Source organism: Mesopusillimonas faecipullorum, from assembly GCF_020539505.1.
Lineage (GTDB): Bacteria > Pseudomonadota > Gammaproteobacteria > Burkholderiales > Burkholderiaceae_B > Mesopusillimonas > Mesopusillimonas faecipullorum.
This window is the reverse complement of record NZ_JACDXW010000006.1, coordinates 173802-189721: the sequence shown is the minus strand read 5'-3', so window position 1 is coordinate 189721 and position 15920 is coordinate 173802. Positions and strand designations below refer to the sequence as shown.

The following is a 15920-nucleotide window of genomic DNA, read 5'->3' as shown; positions in this document are numbered from 1 at the left end:
CATAGATAAATACCGGAGCACCTCGACATGTCAGGCATTAATTACTCGGAAAAAATTCCCAATAACGTCAACCTGTCCAGCGACCGCACGTTGCAGCGCGCCCTGGAACACTGGCAGCCCAACTACCTGCAATGGTGGCAGGACATGGGCCCTGAAGCCTCGCAGAACATGGACGTCTACCTGCGCACCGCAGTCAGCGTGCAGCCCGACGGCTGGGCCCACTTCGACTACGTCAAAATGCCCGAGTACCGCTGGGGCATCTTCCTGACGCCGCAGGACGGCCAGCGCAAGATCCACTTCGGCGAGCACATGGGCAGCGACGTGTGGCAGGACGCTCCCGGCGAGCACCGCGCCAACCTGCGCCGCATCATCGTGACGCAAGGCGACACCGAGCCTGCTTCGGTCGAACAGCAACGTCACCTGGGCCTGACCGCGCCCTCGCTGTATGACCTGCGCAACCTGTTCCAGGTCAACGTCGAAGAAGGCCGCCACCTGTGGGCCATGGTCTACCTGCTGCACCGCTACTTCGGTCGTGATGGCCGCGAAGAAGCCGATGCGCTGTTGCAGCGCAACTCGGGCAGCGAAGACAGCCCCCGCATTCTGGGCGCCTTCAACGAGAAGACCCCTGACTGGCTGGCCTTCTACATGTTCACGTACTTCACCGACCGCGATGGCAAGTTCCAGCTCAGCGCGCTGGCCGAGTCCGCCTTCGATCCGCTGGCCCGCACGACCAAGTTCATGCTGACCGAGGAAGCGCACCACATGTTCGTGGGCGAATCGGGCGTTTCGCGTGTACTGCAGCGTACGGCTCAAGTCATGAACGAGCTCAAGACCAATGACCCAGAAGCCCTGCGTAAAGCCGGCGTCATTGATCTGCAGACCATTCAGCGTTATATCAACTTCCATTACAGCGTCACCATCGACTTGTTTGGTGCGGATCAGTCTTCCAACGCTGCTATCTTCTACTCGGCTGGTCTGAAAGGCCGCTACGAAGAAGGCAAGCGCACGGATGATCACCGCCTGAACAACGACACCTACAAGATTCTGCAGGTGGTCAACGGTGAACTGAAAGAAATCGAAGTGCCTATGCTCAACGCACTGAACGAAGTGCTGCGCGACGACTTCATCAAGGATACCGTTGCCGGCGTTAGCCGCTGGAACAAGGTTCTGGAAAAGCACGGCATCGACTTCCGTCTTACCGTGCCGCACAAGGCGTTCAACCGCAAGATCGGTTCGCTGTCGGGCGTCAAGGTTTCGCCAGACGGTCAAGTGTTGAGCGAAGATCAATGGAACAACCACGTCAATGACTGGCTGCCCACCGATGAAGACCGCGCTTTTGTGGCTTCGCTGATGGGCCGTGTGGTCGAACCAGGTAAGTTTGCCAACTGGATCGCTCCTCCCGTCATCGGCATCAACCGTCAACCGATTGATTTCCAATATGTGCGTTTCAACTAAGCATCTGCGTTCCTGTTGAAGCGGAAGTATTGCTTCCGGCGGGCCTAGAGGCCCGTTGTGAAGCTGTAATTCCAGGCCGGCCTGGCGACGCTGGGGTATGCTGATGTAGGATACCCAAGCCCAGCCGGTCGGCCTTTTGGGTCAGGTTGGCCAGACCCTTAGGGCATGCCGGGCCTTGCTCGGAGCCGCCCCAAAATGGACAGCGTCGGAGAAACAAAAATGACAGTACAAACAGAAAGCATCGTCATCAAGCAGCATTTGATCGACCCAGAGGTCTGCATCCGCTGCAACACGTGCGAAGAAATGTGTCCCGTCGACGCTATTACGCACGACTCGAATAATTACGTCGTAGACGTTGATATCTGCAACCATTGCATGGCGTGTGTGTCCCCCTGTCCTACGGGCTCCATCGACCACTGGATACGCGTGCGAGCCGAGGCTTCTTATTCCTTGGAAGACCAGTTCAGTTGGACGTCTTTGCCCGAAGAAGAGGCTGATTTGCCGGAAGGCGGGGATACTGCTGCAGCGCCGGCGCAGCAAGCAGCGACTAGCGATGACCCCAATGCCGACCTGGAAGGCCTGCCTTCTACGGCTGCCGGTGCCAATGTGCCGCCATGGTCCGCGGCGCACCCGTATGTGAATCTCTACACTCACAAAAACGTCACCACCGCCACGGTTGCGGGCAACTATCGTCTTACAGACGACACCACCGATAACGCCATCCATCACATCGTGCTGGATTTCGGCAACACGCCTTTCCCTGTGCTGGAAGGCCAGTCTTTGGCTGTCTTCCCTCCTGGCACCGATGATTCCGGTCGTGGCTTCCATGCCCGCCAGTACTCCATTGCCAGTCCGCGCGACGGCGAGCGCCCCGGCTATAACAACTTGTCCCTGACAGTCAAGCGTGTAACGTCCGACTACGATGGCAATCCCGTGCGTGGGGTGTGCTCCAATTACCTGTGCGACCTTAAAAAGGGCGACACGGTCAAGGTGATCGGGCCGTTTGGCAGCACATTCTTGATGCCCAATCGTCCTAACTCCAATCTCATCATGATCTGCACGGGTACCGGTTCGGCTCCTATGCGCGCCATGACAGAGCACTGCCGCCGCCTGGTTAAAAAGGACGAGTTCAACGGTAAGCTGATGTTGTTCTTTGGTGCGCGTTCTGAAAAAGAGCTGCCGTATTTCGGCCCTTTGATGAACCTGCCCAAAGATTTCATCGACATCAACTTGGCCTTGTCGCGTTCGCCCACGCAGCCTAAGCAGTATGTACAAGACCTTATCCGCGAGCGTGCCGACGATGTCGTCAAACTGCTCAACGACGACGAGACCTGCCTGTACGTGTGTGGCTTGAAAGGCATGGAGAAAGGTGTGCTCGAAGCTTTGCGTGATATTGTCACGCAAGCCGGGCAGAATTGGCCCCAATTGCATGAGCAACTCAAGGCACAAGGGCGCTTGCATTTCGAGACCTATTGATCTCGTTTGTTTGCTCACCCCAGAAGGGCCACGGCAGTTTTGTCGTGGCCTTTTTTCGCTGAATTCACGATAGACAAGTTTATCCAGGAGAGACAAGCATATGAAGTTCGCAGCGTTTAAGGAAGGCATGGTCATCACCCATCCACCTGTCGTGGTCGGAGAAGAAGAAATGTTGGCGTTCTCCAGACGCTACGACCCACAGTGGTTTCACACCGACCCACAGCGTGCCCAAGAAGGTCGCTGGGAAGGATTGATTGGTAGTGGCTGGATGACCTGTGCCTTGGCCATGCGCATGCTGGTGGACGTGGCTTTACATGATTCAGAGGCTTTTGGGTCTCCGGGTATTGAAGACTTGCGATGGACTAAGCCTGTGCGGCCCGGCGATGCGCTACGCATGGAAACCACGGTGTTGTCTGTGCGTCGTTCCACGTCCCGTCCCGAATTGGGAATACTGAAATGGACATGGAGATTGTTTGATCAGCACGATGAACTGGTGCTTGAGCTGACGGCTACCAGCTTGTTTGATCTAGCTGATAAGCCACAGGCTTGACCTAAATTTCTTACAGAACGGTACAATTATCGGCTTCGGTGCTACGGGAGTAGGGCGTGTCTTTGATCCAGAAAATGTTAATGAGCTGCCTGGCAATATGGCTGGCTATGGCAAGCGGTCTAACCATGGCGCAACAGGTCACCGAGGTCGATGGTACGCCGTCGCGCGGCGCCACCATGGCGGTGACGGGGGCAGCGGTTAGCGCGGTCGGCCCTGGCGATGTGCTCAATATCGTGGTTTTCGGTCATCCCGACCTTACTTCCACCGTCACTATCACCGTAGACGGCGAAATCACTCTTCCTTTGTTGGGGGTAATGCGTGTGACCGGCGAATCGCCCAGCGCCATTGCACGCCGCATAGAAAAAGGGATGAGCGATGGCGGTTATTTACGCAATCCCAGGGTTTCGGTCGAAGTTGCACAAGTACGTAGCCAAGTGGCCTCCATACTGGGCGAAGTTCATCGCCCAGGGCGCTATGCCATAGAAGGCAAGTTGTCCCTGCTAGAGCTTTTGGCATTGGCGGGCGGTGTGCGGCCTGGTGCCAGCGAGCAAGCCGTACTGGTGCGGCGTGGCGCTCATCCTGGTGATGCCGAGCAGCGCATTGAAATGACCATCGGCACCCGCGACGCGCAAACCCAAGCGCTGCAAGACACCGATTTACAGTCGGGCGACGTCTTATATGTGCCATTGGCCAAGCGGTTTTTTGTTTATGGCGAAGTGCATAACCCTGGTGCTTACCCCATGGAAAACGGCATGAACGTCATGCGTGCGGTGGCGTTGGCCGGAGGGCTTAATCCCCGAGCCTCCGAGCGCCGCATTTCTATTAAGCGCACGGATGAAAAAACGGGTGCTACCGAAAGCATTAAAGTGGGCCTGGACGATGTAGTTCAGGCAGGTGATGTGGTTTACGTCGACGAACGTTGGTTCTGATCATAAAGGCAAAAAAATGGCCGTAACCGCTGTAAGCGCAACTTTGGCTGGGCTAAGCTTTTTGGTACTGGGCGAAAGCCACATGATTTACGAGCTGCGGGATACTTTGTATGCTGATCTTGATGCGCAAGGCGCTTCGCAAGTGCATATTGTGGGAGCTTGTGGTGCCAGCGCTATCGACTGGGTCAAACCCAAAACCGTAGATTGCGGCGCCGAGAAAAAAGGCAAAGAGGTCGCCAAGGTAAGCGGCCCTGGTACCCAAACCCAGCCTATAGGCCAGTTAATTGCCCAAGACAAACCCGATGTGGTGCTGGTGATCATAGGCGACACCATGGGTTCGTATGACAGCCCCGCTTTTCCCAAGGCTTGGGCATGGCAGGGTGTTACCAGTCTGACCAAAGCCATAGCCTCTACCAAGACCACCTGCGTCTGGGTAGGCCCTGCTTATGGCAAGGCCGGCGGCAAATACAATAAGCTGGATGACCGAGTCGAGCGCGCTTCCAAGTTTTTGTCTGGCAATGTGGCACCTTGCGTCTATATCGACTCCCTGAAGTTTGCCAAACCCGGCGAGTGGCGCACCTTCGATGGTCAGCATTTCACGCCCGATGGCTATGCCGCCTGGAGCAAGGCTATTGTCGGCCAGTTGGGGCAACTACCTCAGGTTCAGGCCTTGCGGGCTAAGTAGCAGCATAGCTAGGGCAACGTGTTTTAAGTGTTGGCACTTTAATCCCTTAGGTTTCTGTCAATTCTTTGCGTTTAATAACTTGGCGCCCCATGCTCCAAGCTATTACTCGTTAAGAATTCATGCAAAAATTGCACACAGAGCCCACTTTTTGCTGGAAAGATTATGACGCTTGCTGTAGCCGCCCTGCGCGCCGTTTTGCTTGTGGGTGGGTCGGGTACTCGGCTTTGGCCATTGTCGCGCGAGCAATATCCCAAGCAATTCCTGCCCTTGCTAGACAGCCGTTCTCCGCTTCAGGAAACCTGGTTGCGTGTGGCCCAGATTGCGCCTCAGGCCCCTATCGCCGTTGCCAACGAAACCTATCGTTTTTTGGCAGCCGAGCAACTGCGGCAATCCGGCTTCCCCGGCGACGGTACATTGATGCTGGAACCCACCGGTCGCAATACGGCGCCGGCTATAGCGCTGGCGGCTTTACAAGCCGTCCAACATGGCGATGATGCCGTTCTATTGGTCTTGCCATCGGATCATGCACTTGGCGATAACGAGGCTTTCGCACAAGCCGTTCAGCAAGCGCTGCCCGCAGCCAGGGCCGGAAAATTCGTTACTTTCGGCGTCGTGCCTGATTATCCAGAGACCGGTTACGGTTATATACGTGCCGGGCAAGCTCTGGGTGGCGAGGCGCCATCTGTACTCAATGTTGAAGCCTTTGTAGAAAAACCAGACGAGCAACGCGCCCTCTCGTACATCCAAGAGGGCAGTTATTTCTGGAACAGTGGTATGTTTCTGTTCTTGGCCTCGCGCTACCTCGAAGCGCTTGCTGTCTATCGGCCTGACATCCTTCAAGCCTGCCGAGCCGCCATGGCGCAGACTCGATCAGACGGTGATTTCACCCGCATTGACGAGGCCGCTTTCAAAGCCTGTCCCGCAGAATCCATCGATTACGCCATCATGGAGCGCACCCCGGATGCTGCTATGGTGCCCTTGCAAGCGGGTTGGAGTGATATAGGTTCGTGGGATGCCTTAAGGCGTATCGGCAAGCCCGATGCAGAAGGTAATGTGCTGCATGGCGATGTCTTGGCTCAAAATTGCCGTAACGTTTACGCTCGTGCAGACGGACGCTTAGTGGCTTTGTTGGGCCTTGATGATGTCGTGGTCGTCGATACGGCTGATGCCTTGCTGGTGGCTGCCCGCGACAAAGTGCAAGATGTGCGCAAGGTCGTGGATAAACTGCGCGAGCGTGGCCGCACCGAAGCTATCGCGCCACGCCGTGGTTTTCGACCATGGGGGCACTACGACTCCATCGACGACGGAGACCGGTTTCAGGTCAAGCGCATTACCGTGCACCCCGGCGGAAGGCTATCGTTGCAATTGCATCACCACCGTGCTGAACACTGGGTGGTAGTCAGGGGGACGGCAAAGGTGACGCGCGGCGAGGAAACCTTCTTGCTGACAGAAAACCAGTCTACCTATATCCCCTTGGGCGTCATGCATAGGTTGGAGAATCCCGGCGCCATTCCGCTGGAACTGATAGAAGTGCAATCCGGCCCCTACCTTGGGGAAGACGATATCGTGCGTTTCGACGACGCTTACGGTCGCTAGGGGGGAGTATGTTTCAGCCGGAAAAACTGGGGCGGCATAACCATGCCTTTCTGTTGGCGTCCGGGCTTGTATCCGCCCTAATCAATGGTGGTGCCAGCTGGGTGTTGGTTCATTATTATGGGCTCATTGGCGATATCTACCTCACCATTACACCGTTGATGCTGGGGTTAACGGCCTTCTTGGCGTTTTATTCGTTTCAGCTGATGATCAGCGCACGCAGTGCGCTTTGGATGCTGGGCCAAGGCCTAGTGCGTTGGACGCGAGTGCTGCTGGTGGGCATGATCCTGTTCTTCTTCTTTTTATACGAAGACGTACACCAGATTGTGTTGCGTACCATGATGCTGCAATGGGTTATTGCGGTCTTGCCCTTGCAGTTGCTGTTATTGATTACCTTACGCCAAGCGGCGCTCAAGATTAACAACTCGCCATCAAATCGACGCAGGGCAGTGTTTGTGGGCTTGGGCCCCGAGGCTTTGAAGTTGGCCCAGCGATTGCAGCGTTCGCCCATACTGGGTATAGAAATCGTGGGCTACTATGCATCGCAGCCACAGCCTTTGGAAACCGCAAGTGGCAAGGTCGAGCTGCGTTACCTTGGCAACTATAGCGATGCGGTGCCCGAGGTAGAGCAAAATAGTTATGCGATCGTGTTCGTCACCTTGAAAGAGCGTGAGGGTTTGCCAGACTTTGCCGCCTTGGTGGATCGCCTTTACGACTCCACGGGTTCCATCTACTTCTTACCTGAACCCCGCCTCTCAGAAGGTTTTTCCGTGCATGGTGCCGAGATTGCAGGCGTCTCGCTACTGGCTTTGCACGAAACTACCATGTTGGGTGCCTCGCGCTACGTGAAGCGCGCCATGGATCTTCTACTCTCGGGGATAGCGCTTGTGTTGCTGTCGCCGGTTATGCTTTTGGCGGCCTTGGCCGTCAAGCTTAGTAGCCCGGGGCCGATACTGTATAGGCAGAAGCGCTACGGGGAACGCGGCAAACCCATTACTGTGTACAAATTCCGCTCCATGTATGTCCATGCCCCCCAAGACGGCGTATTGCGTCAAGCCAGTCAAGGGGATGCCCGTGTGACCAAGGTGGGATGGTTTCTGCGCCGCAGCTCTTTGGATGAGCTGCCTCAGTTATTCAATGTGCTGGAAGGCACGATGAGCCTAGTGGGCCCCAGGCCGCATGCCGCCTCGCATAACGAGTTTTACCGGCATCAGATTCGCGGCTATATGCTGCGCCATACGGTGAAGCCGGGTATTACCGGGTGGGCGCAAGTCAATGGCTTACGTGGTGAGACCGACACCCTTGACAAAATGCAGCGGCGTGTTGAGTATGACCGTTACTACATTACCCACTGGTCATTGGGGCTAGATATACGCATTTTGTTTACGACGGTATGGCGCTTGGTTTGGGACAGGAATGCGTATTAAACCTAGCTACAAAGGCCTAGGAGCTTTAGGGGCAAAGGCTGGCTTCTTGATAAGCCCAGCCGCAAGCCAGCGGATTTAGTAGCGGTGCAACACGTTCATTACCACTATCTGTGTAAAGCACTATACCCAGGCGCACCACGTTTTGCGTATAACGGTTCCAGGGATCTGCCCCTCTTTTGCGCGCATGGTAACCATCCAGAATGACATCCAGATTCGGGCCTGCCTTCCAGCTCAGACGAGATCCGTAGCGAGTCAGTGGGCTACGTACGTGCTGGTTGTCGAAGCGCGTGTCTTCCTGGTTTTCGTAGACAGCTTGGAGTGTTAAAGAGAGCTTCGGGGTAGCTTGCCACAGGGCCGTCAGGCCAAGGCCTCTGCGGGTAGAGTATGAAATGCTGGGGTCTTCGTCGTTGGAGTAGGGACGTTGCCACAGGCCTAGGCGAAGCTCTGTCTTGGGTGAGTATTGCCAGATTGCCTGGGTGTCCAGGGTTAATAGGCTAGTGTCGCGTTCGGAAAAATTTTGGTAGCGGCGCTGCAGCCAACCAGCCCTGACGTAGAAAGACGTTTTGACACTGTATTGCCAATAGGCTTGTGTAAATAGTTCGCGGTCACGGTAGGCATCGTCTAGGTCAGTGCGGTTAAGTGTGTGACGCAGCGGCAACGTGGTTCGGCTTTGCGCCCAGCCCAGGCTGAGGGATGAGCCATGTCGTGCTTGATAGCGGGCTGATACTTCCCAGCCCTTTTCATTACGGTTGAAGAGTTGCTGGTTGGGTAGTGCGCCATAGCGGGTGCTGCTGTCAAACAATCTGAACAACGGCAGGGTCCAGTCTTCCGAAATGTTCATGCCCGCCTCGCCCTCCCAGCGACGCGTGGAAACCGTGTCGCTTTCGGGCCAGAGTCTGTCAGACTGATAGCGCTCGCGGTGATATTGGTAACCAGTCTTGCCACTGAATAGGCGGCCAATACGCCAGTGCAGCGTGCCGTCGAACAGACGTGGCTGATAGTCAAGCTGATGTTGGTTGCTGAAGTGTGCGTTGCCCACCACCCCTGCGAGATCCAGGCGTGTATCCTCAGACAAAAGTGGGATGCGGGCCGCTATCCCGAGTGTATTGATGAGCGCGGTGCTAGATTGTGGATTGCCATTGGACTCTGTGATCAGAGCTGGGTTGCTGTTCGATTGGACGCTGCTTTGCAACTGCATGACGTAGTCCATGGCTTGAGGAAACACCTGGGCCATGGCCTTGAGTGGCAGAGTCAGAGTCAAACTTGCGATAGACAACTGCGTCAGCGTTGATCGCATCAGGTGCGCTCTTGTTTGAGGGCTCGCGCTGCGCGCCATTCGCGCCAGCAGAGCACGAGAAAGTAAGGGTCGTCCACCAGATAGCGGCGCCATAGATGTCTGGGGTTGGACAGTAGACGCCAAAGCCATTCTAGACCTAAGCGCTGTACCCGCATTGGGGCGCGCGACTGCAGGCCGAGCGCGAACTCCATGGCTGCACCTACGCACATCAGGACGCCACCGGGTAGCAGGGCAGCATGGTGTAGCGCCCAGCGCTCTTGCTTGGGTAGGCCTAGGCACACGAACACGAGATTGGGTGCCAGAGCGCGTATCTGCTCAGCCGCTTGGTGGCCTTCTTCGCCTAGAGGGTCGAAGCGCATAGAAGGGCTAATAATTTCAATATTCAGGCCGGGGAAGCTGGTTTGAAAGCGGCTCTTGAGTTCGTCCTCGCCGCCTGGCCTGCCACCTAGCAGTACAACACGCCATTTGAGTTCGATCGCTTGATGACACATTGCGACGAACAGATCAGCACCCGTGACGCGTTCAGGTAACGGTTTGCCGAGTAAGCGGCTGGCCCAAACAACAGGCATGCCGTCCGCGAAAATATAGTCAGCTTTTCCATAGAGATCTTTCAGGTCAGGCTTGTGCTCGAGCTTGACAATGTGGTCGACGTTAGGCGTGACAACGACGCGAGCGGGGGCGGAGTAAACGTTGCCAGCTCGGGTCAGCAGATCAACGGCTTGAGCAAAGTTGACCGCCATGATGTTCAGGCCGAACAGTGCTTGAGTAGGTGTCTGTAGGCAGGGTCGGCTCATGGGCGTGTCGTCAGCGGCATGCTGGTATGGGTAGGAGGGTGGGTTCGTCTACCTTTGGCGTGCCGTTTGGCACATAGTGTCGCTGGTAAATCGGATCCTGAAAGGCTGTCAGTGGATCAATGACATGCCAGCCGTTTTCTTTGAGGAGCTGCAGCAGGTCGGGCAGGATGGCAGCATTCAGGTGATTAGCGTGCAGCAACAGCACATGAGGGGGGCTGCGGCCCAATTCCTTGCGCCAATTGGCTTCCTGCGTTTGTGCTTGTGCCCATAACTGTTGTAGATAATCTTGCCTAAAAGTCATGGCCTGATGTTCTGAGCCAGATTGTAAGGTTTCTAAATAGTGCCTCGCGAAATCCCAATCTGGTAATGCAATGGTGACCGCTGCTACGCCGTAATCATGTTGTGCCAGCCATTGGTAAGCTAAGTTGCGTTGTTTGTCGTCGCCGCCTTCGTCTAAGTAGGGGAAACGCAGGCGAGGACACCAGCCCGGTAAAACTTGCAGAAGATTTTGGGCACGCAGAACATCGTCAAAATAGAGCGCTGTGTCGGTCTGGCTTAGTGACTCATGCTTATAAGTGTGGTTGCCAATAAGGTGGCCAGCTTGGCTCCATGCGCGCACCAACGCCATGTTTTCCGCATTGTCTGCTACTACACCGGCGGGGAACAGCATGGCGCGTACTTTTTGCTGTTTCAGTGCCGCTAGTATTGCTGCATTGTCCTCGACAGCCTGGGAGTTACCTTGAGTAGCATCGAAGCCGTCGTCGAAGGTGATGGCCAAAGTTTGGGCGAAGATGGCAGGGGCAAAAGGTAAAAATGAGACGACGAACAAGACGCTCAGCAAGTATGCTCGAGCCGTGCTATGGGTTATGTCGGACGGAGTCGAAGCCATGGCAACCTATGTGGGATTGGCAAGCGATGCAATCTTAGCATTTGTCCGATGGGTCAATGCCATTCCCTCCAAGTTATCCGCTATTATGTCGACAAGATAGAGCGCGGGTATAGATTTTGCGTCTCTGTCGGCAAAACATGGCCCGGGTGGATTCGCACGTAAGCGACCAATATTTTTGGCGATGCGCTAGAGTTACCGTCAGCGCTGAACGCACATGCAAAGAACCGTAATGGAAGCTTTACGATGAGAACCGATGCCAACACCATTGCGCAAGGTAGCCGTTTGCATGCGGACTTGTGCATAGTGGGTGCTGGCGCAGCAGGCATCTCGCTTGCGCTCGCGCTAGGGCGCAGTGGGCTGGATATTATTCTGCTCGAAAGCGGTACAGAGCATCATGATCCAGCGACTCAGGCTTTATACGAGGGCACCGTCGCGGACGAGCGCTTACACAGCGCACCTGACACTTACCGTGTGCGTCGTTTCGGCGGCTCGACGACGCTGTGGGGTGGACGCTGCATGCCAATGGACCCCATAGACTTTGAGCGCCGCGATTACATACCTGATAGTGGTTGGCCTTTCGATGCAGTTGCGCTGTTGCCTTATTACAAGCGTGCCAACCGGTTGTGTGAAGCAGGGGAGTTCGCCTACACGGCCGAAAGAGCTTTTCCGCATGGTATGAAACCTATGATCGGTGGCTTTGAAAGCCCCGAGTTTTCTTCTGACCAATTGGAGCGTTTCAGTTGCCCCACTGATTTCGGCCGACGTTACCGACGTCGCCTAGAGGAAGGGTCCGTGCGTGTGTTGGTCAATGCCAACTTTTATGGGTTCGAACGGGGTGAGCAACCCGGCAAGGTAGGTGCGGCGATGGTGCGCACGCTCAAGTCAGTTTCGTTCTCCGTGCAGGCTCGCGCTTACGTGATTGCCGCTGGGGGGCTGGAAACGCCGCGTTTGTTGCTTTCTACACCTGGCGAGAGCGGTAGGGGCCTGGGCAATATGCACGATGTGGTGGGTCGCTATTACATGTGTCATCTGGCGGGTACGATAGGCACGGTGGATTTGTCCACTGCGCCCTCGGTATGGCACGGGTACCAGGTTTCGGACGATGGCGTGTATTGTCGACGCCGTCTGGCTCTAACTCCACAGGCGCAGCGCCTTTATGGTGTAGGCAATTTCATTGCGCGCTTACATCATCCGCGTATCCCGGATGCAGGTCATGGCATCGGCATACTATCGCTGCTTTACTTGGCGCGTCCGGCTATTCCTTACGAATATGCTAAACGCTTGTACGAAGACACATCTCAGCCCGGTTCACGACTGGCGCATCTGAGCAACGTCATTACGGGCATACCGGGCACAGCGGCGTTTCTATGGCATTGGTTACGGTATCGCACGCTGGCTGAGCGCAAATTCCCGTCTATTATTGTTACTCCCAGGAACCTACGTTTCAGTCTGGATTTTCATGCTGAGCAGGTACCCAATCGTGCCAGTCGTGTCACCTTAGGCTCGGATACCGATGCCTTGGGCATGCGCAAGATACGGGTTGATTGGCGCTATACGCTTGAGGATGTAAGGACCGTCAGCATAGCCCTAGAGCGTTTGGCGGTTGCCTTGCAGAACAGCGGTCTAGGGCGTTTCGAATACGATCCGCAGCTGATAGAAACTGAGATGACCCGCTATGGTGCTTACGGTGGGCACCATATCGGAACTGCACGCATGGGTACGGATCCTCGCCACAGTGTTGTCGATACCGACTGTCGTTTGCACGAAGCTGACAATGTATTCTTGGCTGGCGCGTCGGTGTTTCCTACGTCCAGTCAGGCCAATCCCACATTGACAATCGTCGCGCTTGCCTTGAGGCTGGCAGACCACCTGCATGGACAGCTGTCCCCTGAGCCTATCGTGGCTTCAGGCGGCATGAGTGCAAGACAAGGAAATGACTAAGATGACATGCAGAGTGTTGGTGTTGGGTGCGAGAGGCTACTTCGGTACGCTTCTGCTACAGCGATTGCGGCAGCTACCTTGGGTCCAGGCAGTGGGTGCTGGGCGTCGTTACCCGACGCAGCATGATGGGGGGTTCCGTGTGTTTGATGCCGTCGATGCTGAGGCACTAAGGTGTGAGCTTGAAGACTTCGATGCAGTGATCAATTGTGTCAGTGGCTCCGCTGATGTGATTAGCGGTGGTGCGCGTGCGCTACGTGAAGCCATTGGCACGAAGGTCGGAGCGGGCCCTCGTCTGGTGCATTTCAGTTCGATGGCGGTCTATGGTTCGATACAGGGTAAGATCCGAGAAGATTGTCCCCTGAATGGCGATCTTGGCCCCTACGCCAGTGCGAAAGTCCGTGCCGAGCAATATCTGTCGGACATGCCCGATGTTTTTATTCTGCGCCCGGGGTGTATATACGGTAAGGGCAGTCCGCAATGGACGTCGCGTATCGCTAAGCTGTTGCGTGCTGGACGCATTGGAGACCTTGGCGCCGAAGGTGACGGCTGCAGCAACTTGGTATTTGCGGATGATGTGGTGCAAGCCGTTATAGCGGCGCTGCGCGCGCCGGCTGGACAGCGTGGTGCCTATAATTTGGCCATGCCGGATGCACCCAGCTGGAATCTGTATTTTGAGCGCATGGCTTGCCGAATCGGTGCCGTACCGCTCAAGCGTATCAGCGCGCGCCGCTTGAAGCTGGAAACGAAACTACTGGCCCCTGCATTTAAGGTGGCCGAATTGGTCGGTGGTCGCGCCGGACTGCGTGACTTGCCACCGCCCATTCCAGCTTCGTTGGCACGCCTATGGCGTCAAGATATCCAGTTAGATACCAGTCGCGCTAGTAATGCATGGCAGTTGTCGTGGACATCTCTGGATGAGGGGCTGCGACTATCGTTCGAGTCTTAGTGCCTCGCCTAACTCCAATTTTTCTTGCTCAAGCTGCTGTTGTTTTCTATATGTCGGTACGAGATGAGCCAGCATAAATGTGCGTAGTGCGTTCAGGGCTGGGAGCGATAATGGCTGATGGCGCTGGCTACGGGCAGTATCAGGCTGCCAAGACTCTGCGCAGCCTCGATAAAAGTTGCCAAATCCGTCGGCGTGCAGCCATAGGTGCCACAATCGAACTCGACTTCGTGAGTGTTGACGATTAGCCAGTCACCTGGCTGCATGGTGTTCAGCAGCAATTGCCATTGGTTTTGTTGACGTCCTGGGCCATACAGACGGTGGCAACCAAGCAGGTTGAGATCGGCGCGCTGGCGGTGCAGTCCATTACCTAGAATGCGACAGGAGCTGTGCGCGCGAGCTGTTAGCAGCTTGCTGCGCAAATCGTATTGTCCGAAAGGATAGGCGAAACTGCTCCCCGCTGACTGGTTTAGATGGGACTGCAGAAAAGCTAGGTTTTTGCTTTGATCGGTATGAATTTCTGCGTTGACGGCCTTGGCATAATTGATGTGTCCCCAGCCATGGCTACCGATTTCGTGGCTGCGAGCTTGCAAGTCCAAGATGTCTGACAAAGTGTGGGCAGGACGACCTTCCTCCTGTCGTGAGGTCAGGCTGCCAGCAATGTAGAAAGTGCCGCGACAGCCGTACTTTTCTAGGATGCGCGCACCCTCATGTGCTGCGGAGGCTAACACGTCGTCGAAGGTGATGCTGATTACTGGCTGTTGGCCTGCCAACGTCAGCCAATTCTGTAAGCTGTGACGGGCAGCATACCGGCTGAGCTTGTCGCAATATGTTGGAAGTCGCCCCATTCCTGCGCCTTAGCCGTGCAGCCCGATGGCTTTGCGCAGTTTGGCCAATTGCCATTTTTTCAGTTCGCGCCGGAAGTGCTCGCTTTCATATTGAGGTAGACCCCGGATGGCGGCGTTGAAGTAGCCTATTATCATTAGCAGGCCACCGATAAAATAAGGTTTCTCACGCATGCGGTTGATGCCTGCTGCAATGGCGTAAAGGGGGTGATAACCCATATACCAATTGCCTCGGCCCCAACGCAGGCGGCCTACATACAGGCTGCGGTCGGACGAACCCATAATTCTATGGTGCCAGAGCCAAGCGTCGGGGTCATAGTAGCTGAGTGTCTGCCAGCCCTTGAGTCGTGCCTCATGTATATCTATGCCATCCCATGCAAGATGCTCGATGAAGCCTCCTATGTCTTCGAAGGCCTCACGCCGGTATAGCTTGAACTGCCCCGCAACCTGCTCTTCTAAGTGGCGTTCCTCAATGAATTTGCCCCGCTCTTCACGATAGACCTTACCCGACACCGAGGCCAATTTCGGCATGGCTTGCAGCTTGCTCAACATGTGCTCTATGTAGAGTGGTCCAAAAGACATGTCGCCGTCGAGTTTGGCGATATATTGATAGTCTTGGTGCGTGATGTGGGTTTTACCGAAATTGAAGGCGACGATTACACCTCCGCCCAGTTTGCGATACCCGCGATTAGCGTTGTGAACGAGGCGAATGAACGGATACTTTTCGGTGTATTCCTTGATGATGTCTGGAGTGCTGTCGGACGAGCCGTCGTCCACCAGTATCCACTCGATTGGTCGACGGGTTTGGGCCACGATGGAATCCAGAGTGCGACGTAGATACTTGGACTCATCCCGGACAGGCGATATGATGACCAGCGGTACGATGATCGGGTTCTGAGCGGGCTCTGAAGTGATCGGACGTAGTGGTGTCGTTGCTTGAGTCATGAGGCCTTTGTTGCGAGTTGCGATGAGGTCTTGCACACGTAGAAATTCTAAGGGAAAAGCAGGGCAAAAGGGGGCGATAAGCGGCTGAGGTTCATGCATCATCGCTGTTTTGACAGATCTTGTGTCGTTTTCCCAAAAGACTGGTATATCC

14 protein-coding genes are annotated in these 15920 nt (G+C 55.5%); 9 read left to right on the top strand and 5 right to left on the bottom strand.

The genetic code is table 11. The features are described 5' to 3' along the window. Window positions 1-27: 27 nt before the first annotated feature. The 7 genes from boxB to H0484_RS12520 all read left to right on the top strand — a co-directional run bounded on the left by boxB (window position 28) and on the right by H0484_RS12520 (window position 8115). Window positions 28-1455 carry a benzoyl-CoA 2,3-epoxidase subunit BoxB gene (gene boxB, locus H0484_RS12550; protein WP_226954980.1) on the top strand — a complete coding sequence of 476 codons (1428 nt, stop codon included), beginning with the start codon at window positions 28-30 and terminating at the stop codon, window positions 1453-1455. Between the two features lie 219 nt (window positions 1456-1674). After that, entirely contained in the window at window positions 1675-2931 is a 1257-nt protein-coding gene (boxA, locus tag H0484_RS12545; protein WP_226954979.1) for a benzoyl-CoA 2,3-epoxidase subunit BoxA, read from the top strand. A 100-nt stretch (window positions 2932-3031) separates the two neighbouring features. Then, window positions 3032-3481 carry a MaoC family dehydratase gene (locus H0484_RS12540; protein WP_226954978.1) on the top strand — a complete coding sequence of 150 codons (450 nt, stop codon included), beginning with the start codon at window positions 3032-3034 and terminating at the stop codon, window positions 3479-3481. Between the two features lie 125 nt (window positions 3482-3606). Next, window positions 3607-4410 carry an SLBB domain-containing protein gene (locus H0484_RS12535; protein WP_226954977.1) on the top strand — a complete coding sequence of 268 codons (804 nt, stop codon included), beginning with the start codon at window positions 3607-3609 and terminating at the stop codon, window positions 4408-4410. A 16-nt stretch (window positions 4411-4426) separates the two neighbouring features. Beyond that, the gene (locus tag H0484_RS12530) at window positions 4427-5095 is read left to right on the top strand and encodes an SGNH/GDSL hydrolase family protein (RefSeq protein WP_226954976.1); all 669 of its coding nucleotides are present in this window, start codon (window positions 4427-4429) and stop codon (window positions 5093-5095) included. Window positions 5096-5257: 162 nt separating this feature from the next. After that, window positions 5258-6691 carry a mannose-1-phosphate guanylyltransferase/mannose-6-phosphate isomerase gene (locus tag H0484_RS12525; RefSeq protein WP_226954975.1) on the top strand — a complete coding sequence of 478 codons (1434 nt, stop codon included), beginning with the start codon at window positions 5258-5260 and terminating at the stop codon, window positions 6689-6691. Window positions 6692-6699: 8 nt separating this feature from the next. Beyond that, window positions 6700-8115 carry an undecaprenyl-phosphate glucose phosphotransferase gene (locus tag H0484_RS12520; protein WP_226954974.1) on the top strand — a complete coding sequence of 472 codons (1416 nt, stop codon included), beginning with the start codon at window positions 6700-6702 and terminating at the stop codon, window positions 8113-8115. 25 nt (window positions 8116-8140) lie between these two features. Here H0484_RS12520 and H0484_RS12515 read toward each other — a convergent pair whose 3' ends face one another. Genes H0484_RS12515 through H0484_RS12505 form a run of 3 tightly spaced genes read right to left on the bottom strand, consistent with a single transcriptional unit; the run spans window position 8141 to window position 11035 of the window. After that, window positions 8141-9412, bottom strand: coding sequence for a hypothetical protein (locus H0484_RS12515; RefSeq protein ID WP_226954973.1), 1272 nt, complete (start codon window positions 9410-9412; stop codon window positions 8141-8143). Then, window positions 9412-10206, bottom strand: coding sequence for a WecB/TagA/CpsF family glycosyltransferase (locus H0484_RS12510; protein ID WP_226954972.1), 795 nt, complete (start codon window positions 10204-10206; stop codon window positions 9412-9414). Before H0484_RS12510 ends, H0484_RS12515 begins: the two co-directional genes overlap by 1 nt. Before the next feature lie 10 nt (window positions 10207-10216). Beyond that, complete coding sequence (locus tag H0484_RS12505) at window positions 10217-11035, bottom strand: polysaccharide deacetylase family protein (RefSeq protein ID WP_226954971.1); 819 nt, start codon at window positions 11033-11035, stop codon at window positions 10217-10219. A 303-nt stretch (window positions 11036-11338) separates the two neighbouring features. Between H0484_RS12505 and H0484_RS12500 the strand changes: the two genes are divergently transcribed. Together H0484_RS12500 and H0484_RS12495 are read left to right on the top strand one after the other, a co-directional pair. Beyond that, complete coding sequence (locus H0484_RS12500; RefSeq protein WP_226954970.1) at window positions 11339-13036, top strand: FAD-dependent oxidoreductase; 1698 nt, start codon at window positions 11339-11341, stop codon at window positions 13034-13036. A gap of 1 nt (window position 13037) precedes the next feature. Next, a complete protein-coding gene (locus H0484_RS12495; protein WP_226954969.1) occupies window positions 13038-13982 on the top strand; it encodes an NAD-dependent epimerase/dehydratase family protein in 945 nt (314 codons plus the stop codon). A 92-nt stretch (window positions 13983-14074) separates the two neighbouring features. Here the strand turns inward: H0484_RS12495 and H0484_RS12490 are convergent, their stop codons facing one another. Together H0484_RS12490 and H0484_RS12485 are read right to left on the bottom strand one after the other, a co-directional pair. Further along, a complete protein-coding gene (locus H0484_RS12490; RefSeq protein WP_226954968.1) occupies window positions 14075-14827 on the bottom strand; it encodes a polysaccharide deacetylase family protein in 753 nt (250 codons plus the stop codon). A 9-nt stretch (window positions 14828-14836) separates the two neighbouring features. Next, window positions 14837-15769 (bottom strand): glycosyltransferase, encoded by a 933-nt coding sequence (locus H0484_RS12485; RefSeq protein WP_226954967.1) that lies wholly within the window; start codon window positions 15767-15769, stop codon window positions 14837-14839. Window positions 15770-15920: the final 151 nt, after the last annotated feature.